At 60.8% G+C, this 23,492-nt stretch carries 25 protein-coding genes; 1 reads left to right on the plus strand and 24 read right to left on the minus strand.

All coding sequences use genetic code 11. The annotated features are described in order from the left end of the window. Positions 1-5: 5 nt before the first annotated feature. The gene (flhA, locus tag KZH41_RS22025) at positions 6-2,120 is read right to left on the minus strand and encodes a flagellar biosynthesis protein FlhA (protein WP_094950758.1); all 2,115 of its coding nucleotides are present in this window, start codon (positions 2,118-2,120) and stop codon (positions 6-8) included. Between the two features lie 569 nt (positions 2,121-2,689). Between flhA and KZH41_RS22030 the strand changes: the two genes are divergently transcribed. Further along, positions 2,690-2,953, plus strand: a complete 264-nt coding sequence (locus tag KZH41_RS22030) for a DUF6124 family protein (RefSeq protein ID WP_094950757.1) — start codon at positions 2,690-2,692, stop codon at positions 2,951-2,953. Positions 2,954-2,999: 46 nt separating this feature from the next. Here KZH41_RS22030 and KZH41_RS22035 read toward each other — a convergent pair whose 3' ends face one another. The 23 genes from KZH41_RS22035 to KZH41_RS22145 form a co-directional block, all read right to left on the minus strand. Continuing rightward, entirely contained in the window at positions 3,000-3,203 is a 204-nt protein-coding gene (locus KZH41_RS22035; protein ID WP_094950756.1) for a cold-shock protein, read from the minus strand. Positions 3,204-3,247: 44 nt separating this feature from the next. Further along, positions 3,248-3,448 (minus strand): cold shock domain-containing protein, encoded by a 201-nt coding sequence (locus KZH41_RS22040; RefSeq protein WP_263273703.1) that lies wholly within the window; start codon positions 3,446-3,448, stop codon positions 3,248-3,250. Positions 3,449-3,763: 315 nt separating this feature from the next. Continuing rightward, positions 3,764-3,946: a cold-shock protein gene (locus tag KZH41_RS22045; protein WP_094950754.1), complete on the minus strand. Its 183-nt coding sequence runs from the start codon at positions 3,944-3,946 to the stop codon at positions 3,764-3,766. Between the two features lie 240 nt (positions 3,947-4,186). Next, entirely contained in the window at positions 4,187-5,323 is a 1,137-nt protein-coding gene (gene flhB / locus KZH41_RS22050; RefSeq protein WP_094950753.1) for a flagellar biosynthesis protein FlhB, read from the minus strand. Between the two features lie 3 nt (positions 5,324-5,326). Further along, positions 5,327-6,112, minus strand: a complete 786-nt coding sequence (gene fliR, locus KZH41_RS22055) for a flagellar biosynthetic protein FliR (RefSeq protein ID WP_094950752.1) — start codon at positions 6,110-6,112, stop codon at positions 5,327-5,329. Between the two features lie 4 nt (positions 6,113-6,116). After that, on the minus strand, positions 6,117-6,386 hold the full coding sequence (gene fliQ, locus KZH41_RS22060; protein ID WP_003214552.1) for a flagellar biosynthesis protein FliQ: 270 nt from the start codon (positions 6,384-6,386) through the stop codon (positions 6,117-6,119). Positions 6,387-6,390: 4 nt separating this feature from the next. After that, a complete protein-coding gene (gene fliP, locus KZH41_RS22065) occupies positions 6,391-7,134 on the minus strand; it encodes a flagellar type III secretion system pore protein FliP (protein ID WP_263273704.1) in 744 nt (247 codons plus the stop codon). Then, positions 7,134-7,574, minus strand: coding sequence for a flagellar biosynthetic protein FliO (gene fliO, locus KZH41_RS22070; RefSeq protein WP_263273705.1), 441 nt, complete (start codon positions 7,572-7,574; stop codon positions 7,134-7,136). The genes fliP and fliO overlap by 1 nt, the downstream gene beginning before the upstream one ends. Position 7,575: 1 nt before the next feature. Further along, positions 7,576-8,043, minus strand: a complete 468-nt coding sequence (gene fliN, locus KZH41_RS22075) for a flagellar motor switch protein FliN (RefSeq protein ID WP_094950749.1) — start codon at positions 8,041-8,043, stop codon at positions 7,576-7,578. 55 nt (positions 8,044-8,098) lie between these two features. After that, positions 8,099-9,067, minus strand: a complete 969-nt coding sequence (gene fliM / locus KZH41_RS22080) for a flagellar motor switch protein FliM (protein WP_094950748.1) — start codon at positions 9,065-9,067, stop codon at positions 8,099-8,101. 9 nt (positions 9,068-9,076) lie between these two features. Further along, positions 9,077-9,577, minus strand: a complete 501-nt coding sequence (gene fliL / locus KZH41_RS22085; protein WP_094950747.1) for a flagellar basal body-associated protein FliL — start codon at positions 9,575-9,577, stop codon at positions 9,077-9,079. A 1,346-nt stretch (positions 9,578-10,923) separates the two neighbouring features. Next, positions 10,924-12,246: a flagellar hook-length control protein FliK gene (locus tag KZH41_RS22090; RefSeq protein WP_263273706.1), complete on the minus strand. Its 1,323-nt coding sequence runs from the start codon at positions 12,244-12,246 to the stop codon at positions 10,924-10,926. A gap of 224 nt (positions 12,247-12,470) precedes the next feature. Continuing rightward, entirely contained in the window at positions 12,471-12,815 is a 345-nt protein-coding gene (locus KZH41_RS22095) for an Hpt domain-containing protein (protein WP_094951620.1), read from the minus strand. A gap of 30 nt (positions 12,816-12,845) precedes the next feature. Then, positions 12,846-14,564: a fused response regulator/phosphatase gene (locus KZH41_RS22100; RefSeq protein WP_094951619.1), complete on the minus strand. Its 1,719-nt coding sequence runs from the start codon at positions 14,562-14,564 to the stop codon at positions 12,846-12,848. Next, a complete protein-coding gene (locus KZH41_RS22105) occupies positions 14,561-14,866 on the minus strand; it encodes an STAS domain-containing protein (RefSeq protein ID WP_094951618.1) in 306 nt (101 codons plus the stop codon). Before KZH41_RS22105 ends, KZH41_RS22100 begins: the two co-directional genes overlap by 4 nt. A gap of 184 nt (positions 14,867-15,050) precedes the next feature. Beyond that, positions 15,051-15,500 (minus strand): flagellar export protein FliJ, encoded by a 450-nt coding sequence (fliJ, locus tag KZH41_RS22110; protein WP_094951617.1) that lies wholly within the window; start codon positions 15,498-15,500, stop codon positions 15,051-15,053. Between the two features lie 3 nt (positions 15,501-15,503). Further along, complete coding sequence (gene fliI, locus KZH41_RS22115; protein ID WP_094951616.1) at positions 15,504-16,862, minus strand: flagellar protein export ATPase FliI; 1,359 nt, start codon at positions 16,860-16,862, stop codon at positions 15,504-15,506. Further along, positions 16,852-17,616 (minus strand): flagellar assembly protein FliH, encoded by a 765-nt coding sequence (gene fliH / locus KZH41_RS22120; protein WP_094951615.1) that lies wholly within the window; start codon positions 17,614-17,616, stop codon positions 16,852-16,854. Before fliH ends, fliI begins: the two co-directional genes overlap by 11 nt. Positions 17,617-17,626: 10 nt before the next feature. Beyond that, positions 17,627-18,643 carry a flagellar motor switch protein FliG gene (gene fliG, locus KZH41_RS22125; protein ID WP_053257308.1) on the minus strand — a complete coding sequence of 339 codons (1,017 nt, stop codon included), beginning with the start codon at positions 18,641-18,643 and terminating at the stop codon, positions 17,627-17,629. Further along, on the minus strand, positions 18,636-20,411 hold the full coding sequence (gene fliF / locus KZH41_RS22130) for a flagellar basal-body MS-ring/collar protein FliF (RefSeq protein ID WP_094951613.1): 1,776 nt from the start codon (positions 20,409-20,411) through the stop codon (positions 18,636-18,638). The genes fliG and fliF overlap by 8 nt, the downstream gene beginning before the upstream one ends. 16 nt (positions 20,412-20,427) lie before the next feature. Further along, entirely contained in the window at positions 20,428-20,757 is a 330-nt protein-coding gene (gene fliE / locus KZH41_RS22135; RefSeq protein WP_017134937.1) for a flagellar hook-basal body complex protein FliE, read from the minus strand. 131 nt (positions 20,758-20,888) lie between these two features. After that, positions 20,889-22,268 carry a sigma-54-dependent transcriptional regulator gene (locus KZH41_RS22140; protein ID WP_094951612.1) on the minus strand — a complete coding sequence of 460 codons (1,380 nt, stop codon included), beginning with the start codon at positions 22,266-22,268 and terminating at the stop codon, positions 20,889-20,891. A gap of 7 nt (positions 22,269-22,275) precedes the next feature. After that, on the minus strand, positions 22,276-23,487 hold the full coding sequence (locus tag KZH41_RS22145) for a sensor histidine kinase (RefSeq protein ID WP_263275127.1): 1,212 nt from the start codon (positions 23,485-23,487) through the stop codon (positions 22,276-22,278). Positions 23,488-23,492: the final 5 nt, after the last annotated feature.

Here is a 23,492-nt window from a genome sequence, read left to right on the forward strand (position 1 = left end):
CTACCTCAGCCGTTGGGCCCTACTGTCGCGACGATAGTCACTTGCTTGTTGTCAGGAATTTCCTGATAAGCCAAAACGTGCAAATTCGGCACTGCCAGGCGTCCAAACCGCGACAACATCGCGCGGACCGGGCCTGCCACCAGCAGAATCACTGGGTGGCCCTGCATTTCCTGGCGCTGAGCGGCTTCGATCAACGAACGCTGCAGCTTTTCAGCCATGCTTGGCTCCAGCAGAACGCCTTCTTCCTGGCCTTGTCCGGCCTTCTGAATACTATTGAGCAATATCTGTTCCAACCTTGGCTCCAAGGTGATCACAGGCAGCTCAGACTCAACCCCTACAATGCTTTGCACGATTGCGCGGGACAACCCGACGCGCACCGCCGCCACCAGCGCGGCAGTATCTTGACTCTTAGCGGCATTGTTAGCGATGGCCTCGGCAATGCTGCGAATGTCGCGTACCGGCACCTGTTCGGCGAGCAACGCCTGCAACACCTTGAGCAATTGCGACAGCGACAACACACCCGGCACCAGCTCTTCGGCCAATTTTGGCGAGGCTTTGGCCAGCAAACCCATCAATTGCTGGACTTCCTCATGGCCGATCAGCTCGTGGGAGTGCTTGTACAGAATCTGGTTAAGGTGGGTGGCGACCACCGTGCTGGCGTCGACCACGGTGTACCCCAGCGATTGCGCCTGGCTGCGCTGGCTGACTTCGATCCACACCGCTTCCAGGCCAAAAGCCGGATCTTTGGCGGTGATGCCGTTGAGCGTGCCGAAGACTTGACCGGGGTTGATCGCCAGTTCGCGGTCGGGGTAAATCTCGGCTTCGGCGAGGATCACGCCCATCAGGGTCAGGCGGTAGGCGCTGGGTGCCAGGTCGAGGTTGTCGCGGATATGCACGGTGGGCATCAAGAAGCCCAGGTCTTGGGACAGCTTCTTACGCACGCCCTTGATCCGCGCGAGCAATTGCCCACCTTGGTTGCGGTCCACCAGCGGAATCAGGCGGTAGCCGACTTCCAGGCCGATCATGTCTATCGGGGTTACGTCGTCCCAGCCCAGCTCCTTGGTTTCCTGGGTGCGGGCCGGGGATGGCAGCAACTCCTGCTGACGCGCGACCTCCTGCAACGCTTGAACCTTGACGGCGTTTTGCTTTTTCCAGAACAGGTAGGCGCCGCCACCGGCCAGGGCCGCCATGGTCAGGAATGATACGTGGGGCATGCCCGGCACGATGCCCATGATCGCCATGATGCCGGCCGCCACGGCCAGGGCCTTGGGCGATGCGAACATCTGCCGGCTGATCTGCTTGCCCATGTCTTCGGAGCCCGAAGCACGGGTGACCATGATGGCCGCCGCTGTGGATAACAACAGTGATGGCAATTGCGCCACTAAACCGTCACCGATGGTCAGCAAGGCGTACACCCTGCCCGCATCGCCGAAGGTCATGCCGTGTTGGAAGATGCCGACGGCTATCCCGCCGATCAAGTTGATGAACAGAATCAACAGACCGGCGATGGCATCACCGCGTACGAATTTGCTGGCACCGTCCATGGAGCCGTAGAACTCGGCTTCCTGGGCGACTTCCAGGCGACGGGATTTGGCTTGGTTCTGGTCGATCAGGCCGGCATTGAGGTCGGCGTCGATCGCCATTTGCTTGCCGGGCATGGCGTCGAGGGTAAACCGCGCGCTCACCTCAGAAATCCGCCCGGCGCCCTTGGTCACCACCACGAAGTTGATGATCATCAGGATCGCAAACACCACGATACCGACCACGTAGTTACCGCCGATCACCACCTCACCGAAGGCCTGGATCACCTTACCGGCGGCGGCGTGGCCGTCCTGGCCGTGGAGCATGACCACCCGCGTGGACGCCACGTTCAGCGCCAGGCGCAGCAGGGTTGCGATCAACAGAATGGTGGGGAACACCGCGAAATCCAACGGCCGCAGGGCGTAGACGCAGACCAGCAGCACGACGACAGACAGGGCGATGTTGAAGGTGAAAAACACGTCGAGCAGGAACGGCGGCATCGGCAACATCATCATTGCCAGCATCACCAGCAGCAACAACGGCACACCCAGGTTGCCCCGCGACAAGTCAGTCAGGGTGCCACGGGCCGTGTTGAGCATTTGAGAGCGATCTACCACCGGTATTCCTCGTGTTCCTTGAAGCAAAGTTTTGACGCTGTGAGGCGTCCTGGAAGCGGTATTGCAAGAAGCCTTCCAACTTTGGATTCAGGCCGACGATCGTCGCGTGGGAACCGATTCAAGGGTGGGAGCTGGCTTGCCTGCGATTGCGGTGTGCCAGTCACCTCAAGGGCCAGCCATGAGTCAGTCATCGCAGGCAAGCCAGCTCCCACATTTGGATCTGTGTACATCTGCTGCCATTGAGGAAATTTCCGACAGGGTTTTAAGGTTGCCCCTAGGAAACTCGCTCTCTAGTCTCCGTACACCGCTGCAACCGCAGCGGCCGCAGCGGCCGGGCGTCGCGGCCCGGTTTACTACGGAGCAAAAGCACCATCTCCCTTTCAGTAAGCGGTTTTTTATCGTCTACTGTGCGGCGCTATGGCGGCTGTGCGCGGGATACCTTCGGGTATGCCGGGTTGCTCCTTGACCGGTCCGCGAACCTGCGTACAGCTGCCACCCTCCATCGCGTCGCGGCGATCAGTGGCGGCTCCACTTTCGTAAGGAGCTTCACAATGATCAAACCCACCCCAAATCCCCCGCCCACCGTACTCTTCACCCTCATCGACAACATCAGCAGCGAAGACCTGCTGGTCAACCTCACCGAAACCCTGGCTTCCGCCCACGCCCTGACCTGCGACTTCGCCTTTGACCTGGAAGGCACACAGCGAGAAGGCGCGCTGGGCATTGCGCAGTTGATTGAAGTGGGGCGATTGTTGGCTGAGCGATTGCTGGATGACAGGGAGCCGTCACGCGAGGCCCAACCGGGCAAACTCTAGGTAGGATCAACAGACTGATCGTTCCCACGCGGGAGCGTGGAAATGATCATAGAGCCTTCACATTCTCAGCCTGCAGCCCTTTTGGCCCCTGGGCAGTGTCGAACTCTACCTCTTGTTGCTCTTCCAACGTTTTGAACCCAGCCGCTGTGATTGCCGAATAATGGACGAAAACATCCGGGCTCCCATCGTTAGGCGTAATAAAACCAAAGCCCTTTTCCGCGTTAAACCACTTCACTTTGCCTTTTGCCATTGCCGTTCTCCTGACTTCGCGTTCGAGACCCCGTACGCACGTCGCTAAATAATCTTGATATGGAACGCGAAGATGCCCGCGGGCCGATGAATCCTCGCGAATTGCACGCGCTGGCCATTTTTCAGCCAACGCTCACCCGAACTCCTCAGATCCACACGCACGGGCTCTTCGCCGCTATCTAGTGCAATCCAACCTTCCCCGGTTTTTTGGCTATACGACTTGATCGTGCGCGTCACCGCTTCCATCACCGCTCCCTCTGCATCTCATAACGACTTGTGCGCAGTGTGTGCTGTCATGGAACCGCAGGAAGGCGTCGCTGGCTACTGTCAAAGTTGACAGGTAGACGAGTGTTAGCGGCGGGTGGTAGAGGCTTCCTGTGGCGAGCGGGCTTGCCCCGCGCTGGGCTGCGAAGCGGCCCTAAAACCTGAAGGTGTGGTTTGCCTGAAGGAATGTGGTGGTCCTATTGGGGCTGCTTCGCAGCCCAACGCGGGGCAAGCCCGCGCGCCACAACAGGCCCGCTCGCCACAGAAACTGCGCTCAAGGTTTTGAGCGTCGCCGGATCAGACCTCGGATGATTTTTTTCGCTGGCGAGATTTTCGCGCCTTGGGCGGCGCCAGCAACTCATCGACTGCGCTGCATTTATTACCCGCCGACTCAACGGGCACCGCATTGCCATCGCGGTCCTGGGCGATAAAACCAATGCCCTTGACTGCGTCAAACCACCTGACCGTACCCCTGTCCATGACCGCTCTCCCGAGCCGCGCATAAAGGCGCGCCTCGCCGCTCTATCAAACAGTGAAGGCCGTGCAATGGGTACTGTCAAAGTTACCAGGTAAGGCCAGACTTTAGACAAATGGTAGGGGCAAACCCTGGGTATCCCGCTGGCTGTTATGCCGCCATCGCGGGCAAGCCCTGTGCCCACAGGGGAATGCGCTCAAGGGTGGGAGCCGGGCGTGCCCGCGATAGCGTCGGCGCAGGATGGCTCAGGAATCGCGACGTAAATCCGGCGGAATCGGCAGGTCTTTCAGGGGGTCAGGCCGCTTGCCCTTGCCCGCGCGGTATTGGCGGATCTGATAGACGTACGCCAACACCTGCGCCACCGCCAAGTACAACCCGGCAGGAATTTCCTGGTCCAGGTCAGTGGAATAGAAGATCGACCGCGCCAGTTCCGGAGACTCCAGCAACAGAATGTCGTTTGCCACGGCAATTTCGCGGATTTTCAGCGCGGTAAAGTCGCTGCCCTTAGCCAGCAACATCGGCGCGCCGCCCTTCTCCGGGTCGTACTTGAGCGCCACGGCGTAGTGGGTCGGGTTGGTGATGACCACGTCGGCGTCCGGCACCGCCGCCATCATCTTGCGCTGGGACATTTCCCGCTGCAGTTGGCGAATGCGTTGCTTGACCTCCGGGCGGCCCTCTTGGTCCTTGTGCTCATCGCGCACTTCCTGCTTGGTCATCAGCAGCTTCTTGTGGCTCTCCCACAGCTGGATCGGCGCATCCACAGCGGCAATCAGGATCAGCCCGAGGGCCATCCACAGCGCACTCCAGCCCACCACTTGCACGCTATGAATGATTGCTGACTCCAGCGGCTCATGAGCGATGCGCAGCAGGTCGTCGATGTCGGAGGTCAGCACCACCATGGCCACAAACAGAATCAGGATGAATTTGGCCAGCGCCTTGAGCAATTCCATCAGGGCCTTGGCCGAAAACATGCGCTTGAGGCCGGCGCCCGGGTTCATACGGCTGAATTTGGGCGCCATGCTACCCGCAGCAAACAGCCAGCCGCCAAGGGCGACCGGGCCGATCAGCGCCGCCAGCAGTAAGGTGATCAGGATCGGCTGTACCGCCAGGAGCGCTATTTTCCCCGAATGCAGCAGGTATTGACCCATGGCGTCGGGGTTGAGCAACACCTCACGCGGCAAGGCGAAGTTGTGTTTCATCAACTCCATCAGGTCCAGCGCCAGACCACCGCCATAAATCAGCAAGGCACCGGCACCGGCCATCATGGTCGCGAAGGTATTGAGTTCTTTAGAGCGCGCAATCTCGCCCTTTTCCCTGGAGTCCTTTTTACGTTTCTCCGTGGGGTCTTCTGTTTTGTCCTGACCACTCTCGCTCTCGGCCATGGCTTAGCGCGCCCGTGCCAGATCACGTAAGAACTGCAAGGCGTCGGTCGCCAGCGGTTGATACTGATTGAGAATGTCAGCCAAGCCGACCCAGAAAATCCCCATGCCCAACACCAGGGTCAACGGGAAACCAATCGAAAAAATGTTCAGCTGCGGCGCCGCACGGGTCATCACCCCGAACGCGATATTGACCACCAGCAGCGCGGTGATCGCCGGCAGCACCAGCAACAATGAGGCGCCCATGACCCAACTGAGACGCCCTACCAGTTCCCAGAAATGACTGACCACCAACCCTGAGCCGACCGGCAAGGTGGTGAAGCTTTCGGTCATCACCTCGAACGCCACCAAGTGGCCGTTCATGGCCAGGAACAGCAAGGTCACCAGCATGGTCAGGAATTGCCCGATCACCGCCGCCGACACGCCGTTGGTGGGGTCGACCATAGAGGCGAAGCCCATGCCCATCTGCACCGAGATGATTTGCCCGGCAATCACAAACGCCTGGAAGAACAACGTCAGCGAGAAGCCCAACAGCGCGCCGATCAGGATCTGCTCGGCAATCAGCAGCAATGCACTCAAGTCCAGGGCGTTCACCGGCGGCATCGGCGGCAGCCCGGGCACGATCACCACGGTAATCGCGAAGGCGAAATACAAGCGAATGCGCCGTGGCACCAAGGTTGTACCGAACACCGGCATGGTCATCAGCACCGCCGTGACGCGGAACATCGGCAGGATGAAAGACGCCACCCAGGTACTGATCTGGGTGTCGGTCAACGCCAACAAAGACTGCATCGGCTCAGCCGATCAACTGCGGAATACTGCCGTACAGCTGCAGGATGTATTCCATAAAGGTTTGCACCAGCCACGGGCCAGCGACAATAAGAGTGATCAGCATCACCAGCAAACGCGGAAGGAAGCTCAAGGTCTGTTCGTTGATCTGGGTGGCGGCCTGGAACATCGCCACCAGCAGGCCGACCAACAGGCTCGGCACCACCAGCACGGCGACCATCATGGTGGTCAGCCACAGCGCTTCACGGAACAGGTCGACGGCTACTTCGGGAGTCATGGCGCTACACTCCGCCGAAACTGCTGGCCAGCGTGCCGATAATCAGCGCCCAGCCGTCCACCAGCACAAACAGCATGATCTTGAACGGCAGCGAAATAATCAGCGGCGACAGCATCATCATACCCATGGCCATCAGCACGCTCGCCACCACCAAGTCGATGATCAGGAACGGGATGAAGATCATGAAGCCGATCTGGAACGCGGTCTTCAATTCGGAGGTGACAAACGCCGGCACCAGGGTGGTCAGCGGCGCCTGATCCGGGGTGGCGATGTCGGTGCGCTTGGACAGGCGCATAAACAGCTCAAGGTCGCTGGAACGGGTCTGCGACAGCATGAAGTCCTTGATCGGGCCTTGGGCCTTGTCGATCGCGTCCTGGGCGCTGAGTTTCTCGGCCAGGTACGGTTGCAGGGCTTGCTGGTTCACCTTATCGAACACCGGCGCCATGATGAACAGCGTCAAAAACAAGGCCATGCCAGTCAGGATCTGGTTCGACGGCGTCTGCTGCAGGCCCAAAGCCTGACGCAGAATCGAGAACACGATGATGATCCGCGTAAAGCTGGTCATCAGCATGACAAACGCCGGGATAAAACTCAGCGCGGTCATGATCAGCAGGATCTGCAGACTGACCGAGTATTCCTGAGCGCCGGCAGCGTTGGTACCCAGCGTGATCGCCGGGATCGACAACGGGTCGGCCGCAAACGCCAACGGCGCGGCCAGCAACAGCATGAGCGTCAATAAAACGCGCATTACTTCTTATCCTTCTGATCCTTGCCCAGCAATTCCATCAGGCGCTGAGCGAATTCTGGCGTGGCACCCTCGGTCTTGGCCATCTCCACCGGCGACTTGAGCACGTGCAGCGGGGTGATGCGGCCGGGCGTGATACCCAGCAGAATCTGTTCCTCACCGACTTGCACCAGCACCAGTCGATCACGCGGGCCAAGGGCACGCGAACCGATCATCTCGATGACCTGGCCATCGCCCGGGCCGATGCGCTGCACGCGACGCATCAACCAGGCCAGCACGAAAATCAATCCGACCACCAGCAACAGCCCCAGCACCAGCTGGGTCAGTTGCCCGCCAATGCCACTGCTGACGACAGGCGCCGCAGCCGTCGCTTGCGCAATCGGCTCAGCCGCCAGGGCGCTCAATGGCAGCGCCAGAAAAAGTCCCGCCATCGAATACTTCATATCAGCGCAGCTTCTTGATGCGTTCGCTCGGGCTGATCACGTCCGTCAGGCGGATGCCGAACTTCTCGTTGACCACCACCACCTCGCCATGGGCGATCAGCGTGCCGTTGACCAGCACGTCCAACGGCTCACCCGCCAGGCGATCCAGCTCGATCACCGAGCCTTGGTTGAGCTGCAACAGGTTGCGGATGTTGATGTCGGTGCTGCCCACTTCCATGGAAATCGACACCGGAATGTCGAGGATCACATCCAGGTTCGGGCCGTCGAGGGACACCGGGTCGTTGTTCTTCGGCACGCTGCCGAATTCTTCCATCGGCATGCGGTTACCGGCCGGCGCGGTGGCGGCATCGGCGGCCAACAGCGCGTCAATATCGTCTTGGCCGACATCGCCGGTTTCTTCCAGGGCCGCAGCCCATTCGTCAGCCAGGGCCTGGTCTTCGGCGGAAGTATTTTCGTGTTCGGTAGCCATTACATGTCCTCGGCGAAGCAGCTTTCATAAATAGGGGTGCAACAGTAGCGGCGTTTCAGCGACGGTTAATCGGTTCGATCACTTGCAACGCCAGGTTGCCTTTGTGCGAACCCAGCTTGACCTTGAACGACGGCACGCCGCTGGCACGCATGATCAGTTCTTCCGGCAACTCGACGGGAATGATGTCCCCCGGCTGCATATGCAAAATATCGCGCAAACGCAGCTGGCGACGGGCCACGGTGGCGCTCAGGGGTACGTCGACGTCGAGCAGGTCTTCGCGCAAGGCCTTGACCCAGCGTTCGTCCTGGTCGTCCAGGTCGGACTGGAAACCGGCGTCGAGCATCTCGCGCACCGGCTCGATCATCGAGTACGGCATGGTCACGTGCAGGTCGCCGCCGCCACCATCGAGTTCGATGTGGAAGGTGGACACCACAATGGCTTCGCTGGGGCCAACGATGTTGGCCATGGCCGGGTTCACTTCCGAGTTGATGTACTCGAAATTGACTTCCATGATCGCCTGCCAGGCTTCCTTCAAGTCGATGAAGGCCTGCTCCAGCACCATGCGCACCACCCGCAACTCGGTGGGGGTGAATTCACGGCCTTCGATCTTGGCGTGACGGCCGTCGCCGCCGAAGAAGTTGTCCACCAGCTTGAACACCAGCTTGGCGTCGAGGATGAACAGCGCGGTGCCGCGCAACGGCTTGATCTTGACCAGGTTGAGGCTGGTGGGCACGTACAGCGAGTGCACGTACTCGCCGAACTTCATCACCTGCACACCGCCCACCGCCACGTCCGCCGAGCGGCGCAGCATGTTGAACATGCTGATACGGGTGTAGCGGGCGAAACGTTCGTTGATCATCTCCAGCGTCGGCATGCGTCCACGGACGATGCGATCCTGGCTGGTCAGGTCATAACTTTTGACGCTGCCGGGCTCGGCAGCCATTTCGGTCTGTACCAGACCATCGTCGACACCATGCAACAGCGCGTCGATTTCATCCTGGGACAGCAGGTCTTGCACGGCCATGTCGTGATCCTACTGCAATACGAAGTTAGTGAAGAGCGCCTGCTCGACCACGACTTTGCCGAGCTCTTTCTGGGACACTTCCTGCACGCTGGCAGTGACCTTCTGGCGCAGCATTTCCTGGCCGACCGGGGTGGCCAGGCTGTCGAAGCTCTGCCCGGAGAACAGCATCACCAGGTTGTTGCGAATCACCGGCATGTGCACTTTGAGCGCATCCAGGTCCGCCTGGTTACGCGCCAGCAAGGTGATGCTCACCTGCAGGTAGCGTTGACGCCCATTTTGGTTGAAGTTGGCCACAAAGGCCGGAAGCATCGGCTCGAAGATTGCCGGTTGCTTGACGTTACTGGCGGTTTCGGCGGCGGGTGCCGGTTTGCTCGCGCTGCTGTGCATGATGTACCAGGTGCCGCCAACCGAGGCGCCGATGGCCAGGAGCAGGCCCAGCACAATCAACAGGATAAGCTTGAGCTTGCCCTTGCTTGCGGGTGGTGTTGCTGCGTCGTCGCTCTTCGCCATGCCAATAATCCGTCACTATTCGGGGATTCATAGATCTACGGAAAGGCAAGAGCAAGTGTTATGCCAGAGTTGTCTGGTAATTCGGGAAGAGCGAACACTACAAAACAAATGTGGGAGCTGGCTTGCCTGCGATAGCGGTGGGTCAGTTGGAATTTCTGTGACTGATACACCGGTATCGCAGCATAGGTATCTACGCAACTTTTTGTGTTGCGCTAAGCTTTTGGCGGGGTTTTAGGTAGATATGAGTACATATCCGTTGCTGCGGTAACGGCGGCTATTGGTTCCGCCCTTACGGCGGGTCACTTTGGAAAAGAGCCCCAAAAGTAACCAAAGGGCTCTTGCCCCACCACTCGGTGCCTCGCCTAGGCTCGGCATGCCCTCACTCCGGCTTGAATCCGTGGGCCGCCGCCATGGGCCATCCTTGGCCCATCGCGGCTAACCCGGCGTCCTGCCGGGTTACCCACGGATTCAAGCCTGCGTTCGGCCATCGTGGTTAACGGGGCGCCTAAGATCAAGATCAAGATCAAAAGCAAGAGCACGGCGGCCTAGTAGCCGACCTGAGTGGTAGAAGCAAAAGCAGGGCAAAAGCACAGCAGCACACTCTCTGTCTGATGTACCGAGATCCAACTGTCGGAGCGGGCTTGCTCGCGAAGGCGGTGGGTCAGTTACACATGAGCTGACTGACCCACCGCATTCGCGAGCAAGCCCGCTCCCACAATTTTGACCGAGTTTAGCTGCCAGCACCGCAGTGCTCTGCTTTTCTGTGGGAGCTGGCTTGCCTGCGATGGCATCAACTCGGTGTACTTGATGGACGGAGGTGTCTGCATCGCAGGCAAGCCAGCTCCCACATTAGATTGAGTTCAGTTTCAAATATCAGGTCGGCTGTCAGGCCGCCTCGGCTTTGCTTTTGATTTGCTTCAACCACTCAGGTCGGCTACTAGGCCGCCGTGCTTTTGCTTTTGATCTTGATCTTAGGCGCCCCGTTAAACCACGCTGGCCGAACGCAGGCTTTGGAGCGGGGTAAACCGGCAGGACGCCGGTTTAGCCGCGATGGGCCAAGGATGGCCCATGGCGGCGGCCCCCGCTCCAAAGCCGGAGTGAGGGCACACCGAGCCTAAGCGAGGTGCCGAGTGGTGGGGCAAGAGCCCTTTGGTTACTTTTGGGGCTCTTTTTCCAAAAGTGACCCGCTGTAAGAGCGGAACCCATAGCCGCCGTTACCCAAATAACGGATATGCACCCAGCGCCCCCGCGACAACCAAAGAACTCAACCCATAAAAAGATGTGTAAATACCTAAGGCCATCGCAGTCAAACCAACTCCCACATTTTGATCTTCATAAGGCTGAAATCAGGCGTAGTAATCAACCGCGCTGGAGCCCACGACGGTCTGGGTCACCGGCGCGACGGCCGCCGCCACTTCAGCATGATCACCGCCATCACCCCGCCCACCGCTACCACTCACACCGCGCGCCTGGTTCTGCTGCTGTTGCTCCTGACCTTGCCCCTGCCAGCCACGGGACTGGTCGGAGACGTTAACGTCCACCTGCCCCATGCCTTGCTGGGCAAACATCTCGCGCAGGCGGCCGGACTGGCTTTCCAGCGCTTCACGCACCACGGCGTGGCCACTCATGAAGGTGACCTGGGCCTGTTGGTCCGCCGCCATGTTGACCTTGATATCCAGGCGCCCCAGCTCAGCCGGCTGCAACTGGATCTCTGCCGACTTGAGGTTGGCGCTGGACAGGTACATCACGCGGTTGACCACTTCTTCGGTCCAGCCGCTCTGGTGCATGGCCAACGGCGCATTCGCCACCGGCGGCAAGGCATTCGCGGTTTTCGGCGTGGCGGCCTGTGTCAGCGCAGCCAGGCGGTTGGCGAAATCATCGACGCGGGTGTCACTCCTGGCGTCTTTCAGATCCTTGAGGCCGCCTTCGATCAGCCCGCTGAAGGCCTTGTCGCCGCCCTGGTCAGTACTGTCTTTGGTGGCTTGCTGGTCGACCATATTGGCAAGGCCGGCAGCGAAGCTCTGTGCAGCGGTCGGCTGGTCCTGAGACGTCGGGGCGGCCTTCTGCGGCGTCTGGCTGCTGGCCGAGACGTGACCGCCCTGCTCCATCGCCAGGCGCACGGCTGGCATCGAGTCCAGCGGATCGGCGTCAGGGTCGAAGGCAGGCTGCTTGACCTCATCCGTCGCCACAACAACCGGCAACGCCTTGTCGTCCTTGGCGGCTACAGGCGCCGGCGTTTCCACGGGGACAGGCACGGCAACCGGGGTGACGGTGGCAATCACTGCCGGGTCGACGACGGGGTCAACCGGGGGTTGTTGCGCCAGGGATGGGTCGGTGGGCTTGTCGTCGTCACTGCTGGCGTCGTCGGATTTAGTCGGCGGTTTGGCAGGCAAGGGATTGCCGCTATCGGCAACGGCTGGCTTACTGGCGGCAGGCTTGTCGTTGCTGGAAACGGGCTTGGAGTTGGTGTCCGGCGACTTGTCACGCGTGACTTTGGCCGGGGCGTCGTCGATCTTCAGCGTCGGTTTCGGGCTTTGATTTGCAAACACTTGAGCGAAGCCAGGCCCCTTGTCTCGCGGGCTCGCAGCCGCTACTGGGGGCGTAGAGACAGACGCTTGAGGCTTGGCCGCAGGGGCAGCCTGAAGGAGCGAATTCGGGGCGACTGGCATAGGTAAAGGTCTCCACTGCATTGGGGGTCGGGGATGCAGTATTGGGAGATAGAGCAAGAGTCGGGCCAGATTACACTTTGCAGGCAAATGACTCGCTTAATGTGGGAGCTGGCTTGCCTGCGATTGCGGTGTAACAGTGCCAGATGGGCTGACTGACTCACCGCTATCGCAGGCAAGTCAGCTCCCACAGTTGGGTCGCCATTAATAGCTGTTACGAAGGTGACTCAGAGACTGAACCGCTGCCGTTCCGACTCATACAACGGCCGCACCAAAGCAAACTCATGATCAATCTGATCAACCAACGCCCCAAGGTCCGCCGTCGACTGGCCCGATTCAGCTTCCAAGCGCTGACACAACTGTGCCAACCGCACCGCCCCAAGGTTGCCGCTGCTGCCTTTGAAGCTGTGCGCAATCTGCCCCAACGCCTTGGCATCATCGCGCGCTTTGCGCAACGCCTCGACACGCTTCTGCGAATCGTCCAGAAAGGTATCGAGCAGCTTGGGATACTCGCTCTCCATAACCTCCTGCAAACCCGACAACACATCAGGGTCCAAATGAATCTCTGCCACTTGTTCGCTCCTTGATCAAGAATCGGCGGATTATGCCAGAGCCCCCCAGCAAAACTCCACGCATACGCTACGCCCGCCATCCGACCAGCGTACATTGCTGCTCAACTGCCGCACCAGGCTCAAGCCCCGGCCAGACAGACGGTCGATATCCAGCGGTCGCGCCAACACCTGTTCCACGTCAAACCCAAGACCACTGTCCTCGATACGCAGCGTCATTGTGCCGCCAGTGCCCGTCGGCACGACCTGCACATGCACACGCACATAACCGCTGCTCAATTGCCCCAGCCGCTCATTGCGCTGGCGGTAATAGTCGGCGAACCCCTGTGCATCGCGCTTGAGCCGCGAATCCAACCCCAGTACCCCATGCTCCAGCGCATTGGAATACAACTCGGCCATCACACTGTAAAGCGCCCCGCTCTGCTCACGCATGCCATGAATTTCCAGCAACAATTGCAGCAGATACGGCAACGGGTTGTAGCTTTTGAGGGTCTGCGCGCGGAACTCGAAACTCACCGACCAGTCCAGCGGGCACGACTGCCCGCTGTCGGCATATATCGGCTCGGCCGCCCGCAACGGCTGGCCGGCCTGCAAGGTGATCTCGACCATGCTGACGTCATCCCGCGCCTGGCCACGAAACGCCGCCAGTGCCAGCTCGATATCTTCGAACAAGCGATCAGGCTCACGGTTGGCCGCGAACACCTGCTGCAAGCGCTCGGCGCCGAACAGCTGGTCATTGGCATTAGCGGTGTCCAGCACGCCATCGGAGAGCAAAAACACACGGTCGCCCAAGGCCATGGGCCAGACTTCGGTGCTGTCATCAAACCTCTCGGCCGAGAGCACACCTAACGGCAAGTGCCGCGACACCAACGGCGTACGCTTGCCCGTGGCGACTTCATGCACATAACCTTCGGGCATCCCGCCGTTCCACACCTCCACCACACGCCGCTGGGCACTCAGGCCTATCAGGGTGGCGCAGCAGAACATGTCCACCGGCAGGATGCGCTTGAGCTTGGCGTTCATCTCGCGCAGGGTCTGCGCCAGGCCGTAGCCCTTGGCGGTCATGCCGTAGAACACTTCCGCCAGGGGCATGGCACCGACGGCGGCAGGCAGGCCGTGCCCAGTAAAGTCACCAAGCAGCACGTGCATGTCACCGGAGGGCGTGTATGCCGCTAGCAGCAGGTCGCCGTTAAACAGCGCATAGGGCGATTGCAGGTAGCGAATGTTCGGCGCCGCGTTGATACAGCCCGAATGCGCCACCTTGTCGAACACCGCCTTAGCCGCGCGCTGCTCATGCAGCAGGTAATCGTGGTGCTTAGCGATCAGGTCACGCTGCTGCAACACCGTGGCTTGCAGGCGGCGCAGGCGGTCCATGGCGTTGATCTTCGCCGCCAGGATCACTTGGTTGTAGGGCTTGGGCAGGAAGTCATCGCCGCCGGCATCCAGGCATTGGGCCAGGGCTTCGCTCTCGCGCAGCGAGGTGAGGAAGATGATCGGCACCAGTGCTTCCCCCGCAAGCTGCTTGATGCGCCGCGCGGCTTCAAAGCCGTCCATCACCGGCATCAGCGCGTCCATCAACACCAGTTGCGGGCGCTCGCGGGTAAACACCTCGACGGCCTGCGCGCCGTCGGCGGCGGTGAGCACCTGATGACCCTGGCGCCGAATGATGGTCGACAGCAACAGCAAATCGGCAGCGCTGTCTTCGGCGATCAGGATCGTCAGCGGTTCGAGAACCGGGGCCAGGGTGCTCAACTGATGTCGAACAGTTTGTCGAAGTTAGAGATGGCGAGAATCTTGCGCACATCGGAGTTGCTGTTGATCACCTGCACTTCGGCATTATCGCCACCGGCATGGTCACGCAACAGCAGGAGCATGCCTAAGGCGGAGCTGTCCATGTAGGTGGTGTCTTTCAAGTCCACCACGTAGACCTCGGGCACCTTGTAGAACCGCTCGTAGGCATCACGAAAGGCTTGGTGGCTACCGAAATCGAACCGCCCCGTGACGGTGATCATCAACTTCGTCCCATCCAGGGATACTTCTGATTCGACTGACATACGACTGCTTCCTTGTCATTGGCAATATGCAACAAGGTTTAGCAGGTGAACCGGGTATGGGCAACACAGACGACCAAATGTGGGAGCTGGCTTGCCTGCGATAGCATCACTGCGGTGTGCCTGATCCACCTCGGTGCCTGTATCGCGGGCAAGCCCGACGCCCACAGTGGGCCGGTGGTGGCCGTTAGTACGGTGATTGGCGTGGAAGCCGCTGTGAGAGCTCGTCGAGCAGCTTTTGCTCGCGTTTATCTTCAATCGCCCGCGCTTCGTCGATATAGCGCTGCACCAGCTTGCGCAAGCCTTCGACTCGAGCAAACGCCGCTTGCCAGCTTTCACGGGCTTTATCGAGGTTGTTCTGGTGCCAGGCCAGGCTCTGGCGCTGTTGGCCGACAGCGGTTTCCAGCTGGTTGAGGAAGCCTTGGTAGCCCATCAGCCATTGGCCAGACACACCCTTGCTGCCGCGTTCGATCCACTGCTGCTGGTATTCACCACGAAAGCGCTCCAAGTCGCCGAGCTTGCTTTGCGCCAGGCGCACCTGGCCTTGGAAATAACCCAGGCGCTGGACCGCAGTTTTCTCGGCCTTTTCGGCCATGTCCACCACCGGTGCCAAGCGTGAAGAACGCGTACTGGCCATGGCTTAACCGCCTGGCGCCGGGGCGAAAATCGAACCCAGGTGCGCTTCGCTTTCGCCCATGCTGATCTTGTCGTTGAGGCCCTGGCGCAGGTAGGTCACCAACTGCGGTTGCAGGGCAATCGCCAGGTCGGTCTCGCGATCACCACCGGCCACATAGGCGCCGACGCTGATCAGGTCACGGCTCTGCTGATAACGCGACCACAGCTGCTTGAAATGCTGCGCGCGAGCCATGTGTTCCGGCGTGACCACCGCCGGCATTACCCGGCTGATCGACGCTTCGATGTCGATGGCCGGGTAGTGCCCTTCTTCGGCCAAGCGTCGCGACAGCACGATGTGGCCGTCGAGCACGCCCCGCGCCGAGTCGGCAATTGGGTCTTGCTGGTCATCGCCTTCGGACAACACGGTATAGAACGCGGTGATCGAACCGCCGCCGGCCTCGGCATTACCGGCGCGCTCCACCAGCTTGGGCAGCTTGGCGAACACTGACGGCGGGTAGCCTTTGGTGGCGGGCGGCTCGCCGATGGCCAGGGCGATTTCCCGCTGGGCCTGGGCGAAACGTGTGAGCGAGTCCATCAGCAACAGGACGTTCTTGCCCTTGTCGCGAAAATATTCGGCGATGCGCGTGCAATACATGGCGGCGCGTAAGCGCATCAGTGGCGCGTCATCGGCCGGGGACGCGACGACCACCGAGCGCTTGAGGCCTTCTTCACCGAGGCTGTGCTCGATGAACTCCTTAACCTCACGGCCCCGCTCACCGATCAGCCCGACCACGATGATGTCGGCCTCGGTGAAGCGCGTCATCATGCCCAGCAGCACGGATTTACCCACACCGGTACCGGCAAACAGGCCCAGACGCTGGCCGCGCCCGACCGTCAATAAACCGTTGATGCTGCGAATGCCCACGTCCAGCGGCACGCTGATGGGGTTGCGGTTAAGCGGGTTGATGGTCGGGCCGTCCATCGGCACCCAGTCTTCAGCCTTCATGCCGCCTTTGCCGTCCAGCGCGCGACCGGCACCGTCGAGCACGCGGCCGAGCATGCTCATGCCCATCGGCAGGCGGCCAGTATCGGCCAGCGGCACCACCCGGGCACCGGGCGCGATACCCGCCAGGCTGCCCACCGGCATCAGGAAAATCTTGCTGCCGGAAAAGCCCATCACTTCGGCTTCGACCTGCACCGGATGGTAGCTGTCGTCGTTGATCACCAGGCAACGGCTGCCCATGGCGGCGCGCAGGCCTTCGGCTTCGAGGGTCAGGCCGACCATGCGCAACAGGCGCCCTTCGAGGATGGGCTGGCCGGGCAGCTCAGTGGCCTCGGCGTAGCCGCTCAGGCGCTTGGCAAAGCTGGTGCGATCAAGGCGCATCAGGGGCGTCCAGGTCCACGCTCAGGTCGGGCTCGGCCGGGTGCAGGACTTGTTCGTGGAGCTGGTCAAACAGTTTGGCCATGATCTGGCTGATGCGGGTTTCGACGGTGGCATCGATACGGCTGTGTTCGGTTTCGACGCGGCAACCACCGGGCTGCAGCGCCGCGTCCTCGACGATGCGCCAGGTTTCTTCATGGCGCTCGCGCAGGGCTTTGACCTGTTCGAAATCCTGCGGGTTGATGTACAGCCGCACATTGCCAACGCCCAAAGGCAGCAGCTTGAGGGCTTCGCGCATCACGCTTTCGATATGGCTGGAATCGAGCGCCAGTTCGCGCTGGATCACCTGGCGGGCGATGTGCTCGACCAGGCCGACCATGGATTTTTCCAGTTGCGAATCTTGTTCGGCAATAGGGTCGAACAGGCTGCGCATCAAGCGTTCCAGGCTGCCCAGCTTGAGGCCCAGCGCCGCCTCGGATTCCTGGCGGACCTTGAGGGTGGTGCTGCGAAAACCGTCTTTTTCGCCCGCTGCGAAGCCTTCGTTGTAGGCCTCCTGGCGGATAGCTTCCAATTCTTCGAGGGTCAGTGGCTGGACTTCATCCAGCGGCACTTCTTCCATCTCAGCAGGCGTTTCAACCACCGGCTCAGGCTCAGGCTCCGGCACGTGCGGGTCGAAGCTGGGCAACGACCAGATGTCGAACCCGCCGACATCCCGTGCGCGAATCAGATCGCTGGGCGTCTCATCTTTGTTCGACATGGGCAGCGCCTTAGATCATTTCTTCGCCGCCCTTCCCGCCGAGAACGATTTCTCCGGCTTCGGCCATACGGCGGGCAATGGTGAGGATTTCCTTCTGGGCGGTTTCCACGTCGCTGACGCGCACTGGGCCTTTGGCTTCCAGGTCGTCGCGCAACAGTTCGGAAGCACGCTTGGACATGTTCTTGAAGATCTTTTCCTTGACGCCTTCGTCGGAGCCCTTGAGTGCCAGTACCAGCACATCGGAGGAGACTTCGCGCAACAACGCCTGGATGCCACGGTCGTCGACATCGGAGAGGTTGTTGAACACAAACATGAGGTCTTCGATCTGGCCGGACAGGGTGTCGTCGATCTCGCGGATCGAGTCCATCAACTGGCCTTCGACCGAGCTGTCGAGGAAGTTCATGATATCGGCCGCGCGCTTGATGCCACCCAAGGTGGTGCGCGAGGCGTTGGAATTACCCGAGAACTGCTTCTCGAGAATCGTGTTGAGTTCTTTCAGCGCCGCCGGCTGCACGGTGTTCAGCGACGACACGCGCAGGATGATGTCCAGGCGCACTTTATGGTCAAAGTGGCCGAGCACTTCACCGGCCTGGTCCGGGTCCAGATAAGCGACGACGATGGCCTGGATCTGCGGGTGCTCGTAGCGGATCACGTCGGCGACGGCGCGCGGCTCCATCCATTTCAGGCTGTCGAGGCCGCTGGTGTTGCCGCCCAACAGGATGCGGTCGATCAGGCCGTTGGCTTTGTCTTCGCCCAGGGCCGAGGTGAGCATCTTGCGGATATAGCTGTCGGAGCCGACGCCCAGGCTGGTCTGGTCGCCGACGATCTCGACGAACTCGCTCATCACCTGCTCGACTTGCTCACGGTGCACATTGCGCATTTGCGCCATGGCCACGCCTACGCGTTGAACCTCTTTGGGGCCCATGTGGCGCAGCACTTGTGCGGCGTCGGTCTCACCCAAAGACAGCAGCAACACTGCGGCTTTGTCGACTTTGGTGAGCTTGGCAACAGCGGCTCGATCATTCATCTGCGTTAATCCACTCTTTCACGACCTGGGCCACACGGCCCGGGTCTTCTGCCACCAGACTCTTGATTGCGTTCAACTGAGCGTCATAGCCTTCGCTCGGGCTTGGCAACAGAATGCTTTGCGGGCCGCCGAGGCTGACGCGGTCGTTGGCCAGTTCGCCATCCAGGCCGCCCATGCCACCCAACTCGACGTCGCTGCCGGCCAGGGCCAGCTGTTTCTTGCCATGCCCGGTGATGTTGTTGAGCACCGGGCGCAGCACGCCAAACACCAGCACCAGGATGAACAACACACCCAGCACTTGCTTGACGATGTCCCAGAACCACGGCTGGGTGTAGAACGCCGGGTCGGTGATGACTTCACCACGCTCGACGGAGAACGGCATGTTAATCACGCTGACGCTGTCACCGCGGCTGGCGTCAAAACCGACGGCGTCCTGCACCAGACGCGTGAAACGCGCCAATTCATCGGCGTTCCATGGCGCACGGGTCACTGCACCGTCAGCGGCATTGACCTTGACTTGGTCATCGACCACCACCGACACCGACAGGCGATTGATTTTGCCCTGTTGCTGCTTGGTGTGGCTGATGGAGCGATCGAGCTCGAAGTTCTTGGTCGACTGGTTACGCTTGTCGGCTGGGTACGGCGCGAGCATCGGCTGGCCGGTGGCCGGGTCCATGATCTGCTGACCGTTGGCGTCCAACAGTGGCTGGCCAGGCTGAATCGCGCCTGCGGCCGCGGCGGCGCCACCGGTGGTTTGCGGCGCCGAGGCCGGGGCTGGTGGCTGGTTGCTCAGGGCACCCGGCACACCTTGCGGGCCATTGCTGGCGGTGCGTTGTTCGCTGGTCGACTGTTCGCTGCGCAGGGCCGGCTGGTCCGGGTTGAACTGCTCGGACGTTGACTCGACGGCGCTGAAGTCCACGTCGGCGGACACTTCAGCTTTGTAGCGGTCATTGCCCAATACCGGTTGCAGGATGTTGTGCACGCGCTGGGTGAGCATGCTTTCCATACGGCGGCTGTAGTCGAACTGCTTGCCGGCCTGGGTCAGCGCGGAGTTTTCCGCCATGTCGGACAGCAGGTTGCCCTTCTGGTCGACCACGGTGATTTGCGACTTGCTCAATTCGGGAACGCTGGTGGCCACCAGGTTGATGATCGCCAGGACCTGGCCAGGCTCCAGGGAGCGGCCGGAAAACAGCTCGACCAATACCGAGGCGCTTGGCTTGCGTTCGTCACGCACGAACACCGAGCTTTTCGGAATCGCCAGGTGCACGCGGGCGCCTTTGACGTTATTCAAACTGGAGATGGTGCGCGCCAGTTCGCCTTCCAGGCCACGACGGTAGCGGGTGGCTTCCATGAACTGGCTCGTGCCCAGGCCTTGGTCCTTGTCGAGGATTTCAAAACCGATATTGCTGTCGGACGGCGTTACGCCGGCGGCGGCCAGTTTCATCCGTGCACGGGCCACATCATCGGCCTTGACCAGCAAGGCACCGGAGTTGGGTTCCACGGTGTAGGCGATGTCGGCGGCTGCCAGGGTTTCCATGATCTGCTTGGAATCCATGCCGGCCAGGCTGCCGTACAGCGGGCGGTAATCAGGTTGCTGCGACCACAGCACCACGGCAAAACCAATCGCCACGCTGGCAGCCAGGCCGACCATCAGGCCCACCTGACGCAACATGGTCATTTCGGAAAGGTTTTCCAGGAACGACAGGCCAAACAGCGGCGGCTTGCCGTCTGCCTTGGCGGGTACGTTGTCCACGACTGCTTCTGCCATGACTTAAATCTCGTCCTTAAACCGGCATCTGCATGATGTCTTGATAAGCCTGAACCAGCTTGTTACGCACTTGGGTCAAGGCCTGAAAGGAAACACTGGCCTTTTGCGAGGCCACCATCACATCGGTGAGGTCCACGCCGCTTTTGCCGATCTCGAAGGCGGTGGCCAACTGACTCGAGGCTTGCTGGGTATCACTGACTTTGTTGATTGCCTGACCGAGCATGTCGGCAAAACTGCTTTGGCCCAATTCCGGCGCTGGCGCGACGGATTTCGGTTGAGCCATGGCATCCATTTGCATGGAGCGCATATCCAACATCAACCGATTGAACTCAATACCCTGGCTCATGACCTTCTCTCTCCGACGACCCGCAATTTTTTGACACTACGCAACGATTACTGGGGGTAGTAGCAACAAGGGTGCCAGCTCCATGGCAGCTTGTAAGAAAAGGCGACAAACCCTGTCGGCCTACACATTTTTTAGGTGGCGAAAAGGTAGGCTTCCACATCCATTCCCGCGTCGCGCATCTGCGCCAGCTTGTAGCGCAAGGTGCGCGGACTGATGCCTAAGCGTTCGGCGGCCTCTTTGCGGCGGCCGCGCTCGGCGCGCAGGGTGTCGATGATCATCTGGAATTCGCGGCGGCGCAGGTCGTCGCCCAAGGCGCCAGCGGACTCGGCTTCGGCGACCACCACAGGCGCCGGCGCCAGGCTCGGCAACGGTGCTGCGCCACTGCCAACGGCCAGGCAGAAGTCTTGCGGCTGGATCAGCCCGCCTTGCTGCAAAATCAGCGCGCGCTGGATGGCGTTATCCAATTCACGCACGTTGCCGGGCCATGGGTAGCTGATCAGGCAGGCCTGAGCCTCAGCCGACAGCCGCGCCTGGGCATGCTTCATTTTCTTGACGTGGTTGTTCAACAGGCGCTCGGCCAGCGGGATGATGTCCGCCGGGCGCTCGCGCAAGGGGCGCCAGGCCAGCGGGAACACCGAGAGTCGGTAGAACAAGTCTTCACGGAAGCGCCCCGCCGCCACTTCGCCCGCCAAATCACGGTTGGTGGTGGCGACCACGCGAATGTCCAACTGGATCGGCTTGCGCGCGCCCACGCGCTCGACTTCGCGCTCCTGCAATACCCGCAGCAGCTTGGCTTGCAGGCCCAAGGGCATTTCCGAGATTTCGTCGAGCAGGATGGTGCCGCCGTCGGCCTGTTCGAACTTGCCGGCCTGGGCGGCGATGGCGCCAGTGAACGAGCCTTTTTCATGGCCGAACAGCGTGGCTTCGAGCATGTTGTCGGGAATCGCCGCGCAGTTGATCGCGATAAACGGTTGTTTGGCACGGCCGGATTGCTGGTGGATATACCGCGCCAGCACTTCTTTACCGGTGCCGGACTCGCCGGAAATCAACACAGTGGAATCACTGCGCGCCACACGGGCCGCTAGGTCCAGCAGTTGCGCGCTGGCCGGCTCGAAGGCAATCGGACCCTCGCCTTCGACGCTCGAAATCACGCCGAGTGCGTGACGGGCGACCAGCTCGATCAAGGCTTTGGGCTCGAACGGTTTAACCAGGTAATCCGCCGCCCCTTGGCGCATGGCGTCCACCGCACGCTCCACGGCGCCATGGGCGGTCATCAGCAGCACCGGCAGTTGCGGCTGGCGCGCACGCAGCAGGCTGAGCAACTGATGGCCGTCCATGCCGGGCATGTTCACGTCGCTGACCACCAGGCTGAAGGGCTCCTGCTCCACGGCCTCCAAGGCGTCCTCGGCAGAACCGACCGCCCGGTAGTCATGGCCCGCCAACAGCAGCGTGTCAGCCAATGCTTCACGCAGGGCGCGATCGTCTTCCACCAATAAAACCTTGATAGCCATAGTCGTTTTACTCCGCGCTTGCCGCGCCGAAAAACAGCGGCAAGGTCATCAATGCACAGGTGCCACGCCCCAATCGGGAATGCAGTTGCAATTCTCCCTGATGAGCACGCGCCACTGCCTTGACTACGGTCAGGCCCAGGCCAGTGCCGTTAGTCTTGGTGGTAAAAAAAGGTTCGCCCAGGCGCTGCAACACCGCCGGGTCGATGCCGCTGCCGTTGTCGCTGATGCACAGGCGCAGGGTTTGCTCACGGCGGTACAGGTGCACTTTAAGCTGTGCACCTGGGCCGCTGGCCTGGGTGGCGTTTTCGATCAGGTTGAGCAAGGCGCCGACCAGCGTGTCGCGGTTGCACAGCAACTCGCCTTGGTGGCTGTCGCACTGCCAGCGCACATTCGCCTCTTGAATATGCGTGGCGGCGGCCGCTTGCAGCGACTGCATCAGTGCGCACGGCGTGACGCGATCGGTCAGCGGTAATTCGCCGCGGGCAAACACCAACATGTCGCGCACCTGGTGCTCCAATTCATGCAGGCGCTCCTTGAGGCGGCCAGCAAATCGTTGGTGGGTGGCCGCGGGCAATTGCTCATCAGTCAAATGACTGGCGTAGATCAGTGCCGCCGATAACGGCGTGCGGATCTGATGCGCCAAAGAAGCGACCATCCGCCCCAGTGACGACAACCGTTCATGGCGCGCCAGTTGGTCTTGCAGGTGACGGGTTTCAGTCAAGTCATTGAGCAGCACCAGTTGGCCGGGCTCAGCGTCCAGGGAACGGGTGGCGATCGAAAGTCGGCGGCCGTCCTTGAGGGAAATTTCGTGGCCATCGTCTTCGCGCGGCGCAAAGCAGCGGGTAATGACATGGCGCCACAGCTCGCCTTCAAGCGGTTCGCCGAGCAAGTCGCTCGCGGCCGGGTTGGCTTCACGGACACGGCCCATTTCATCGATGACGATCACGCCACCGGGCAACAGGTCGAGGAGGTTTTGCAGGCGGTTGGCCAGGCGCTCTTTCTCGGCCAGCTCTTCCATGCGCTGGGCACTGACCACCGCCAGCTCGCCTTTAAGCTCGGAAACCCGCGCTTCGAGCAGGCTGTAAGAGTCGGTGAGCTGGTTCGACATCTGGCTGAACTGCGAGAACGCCTGTTCAAGACCTTGCCGGGTAAGCGGCTCTGCGGACGGAACGAGCCCTGGGATAGCAGGGCCTAAAGAAAGTTGGGCGGCGTGGGGCATCATGC

Source organism: Pseudomonas sp. YeP6b (genome assembly GCF_025642995.1).
Classification (GTDB): Bacteria; Pseudomonadota; Gammaproteobacteria; order Pseudomonadales; family Pseudomonadaceae; genus Aquipseudomonas.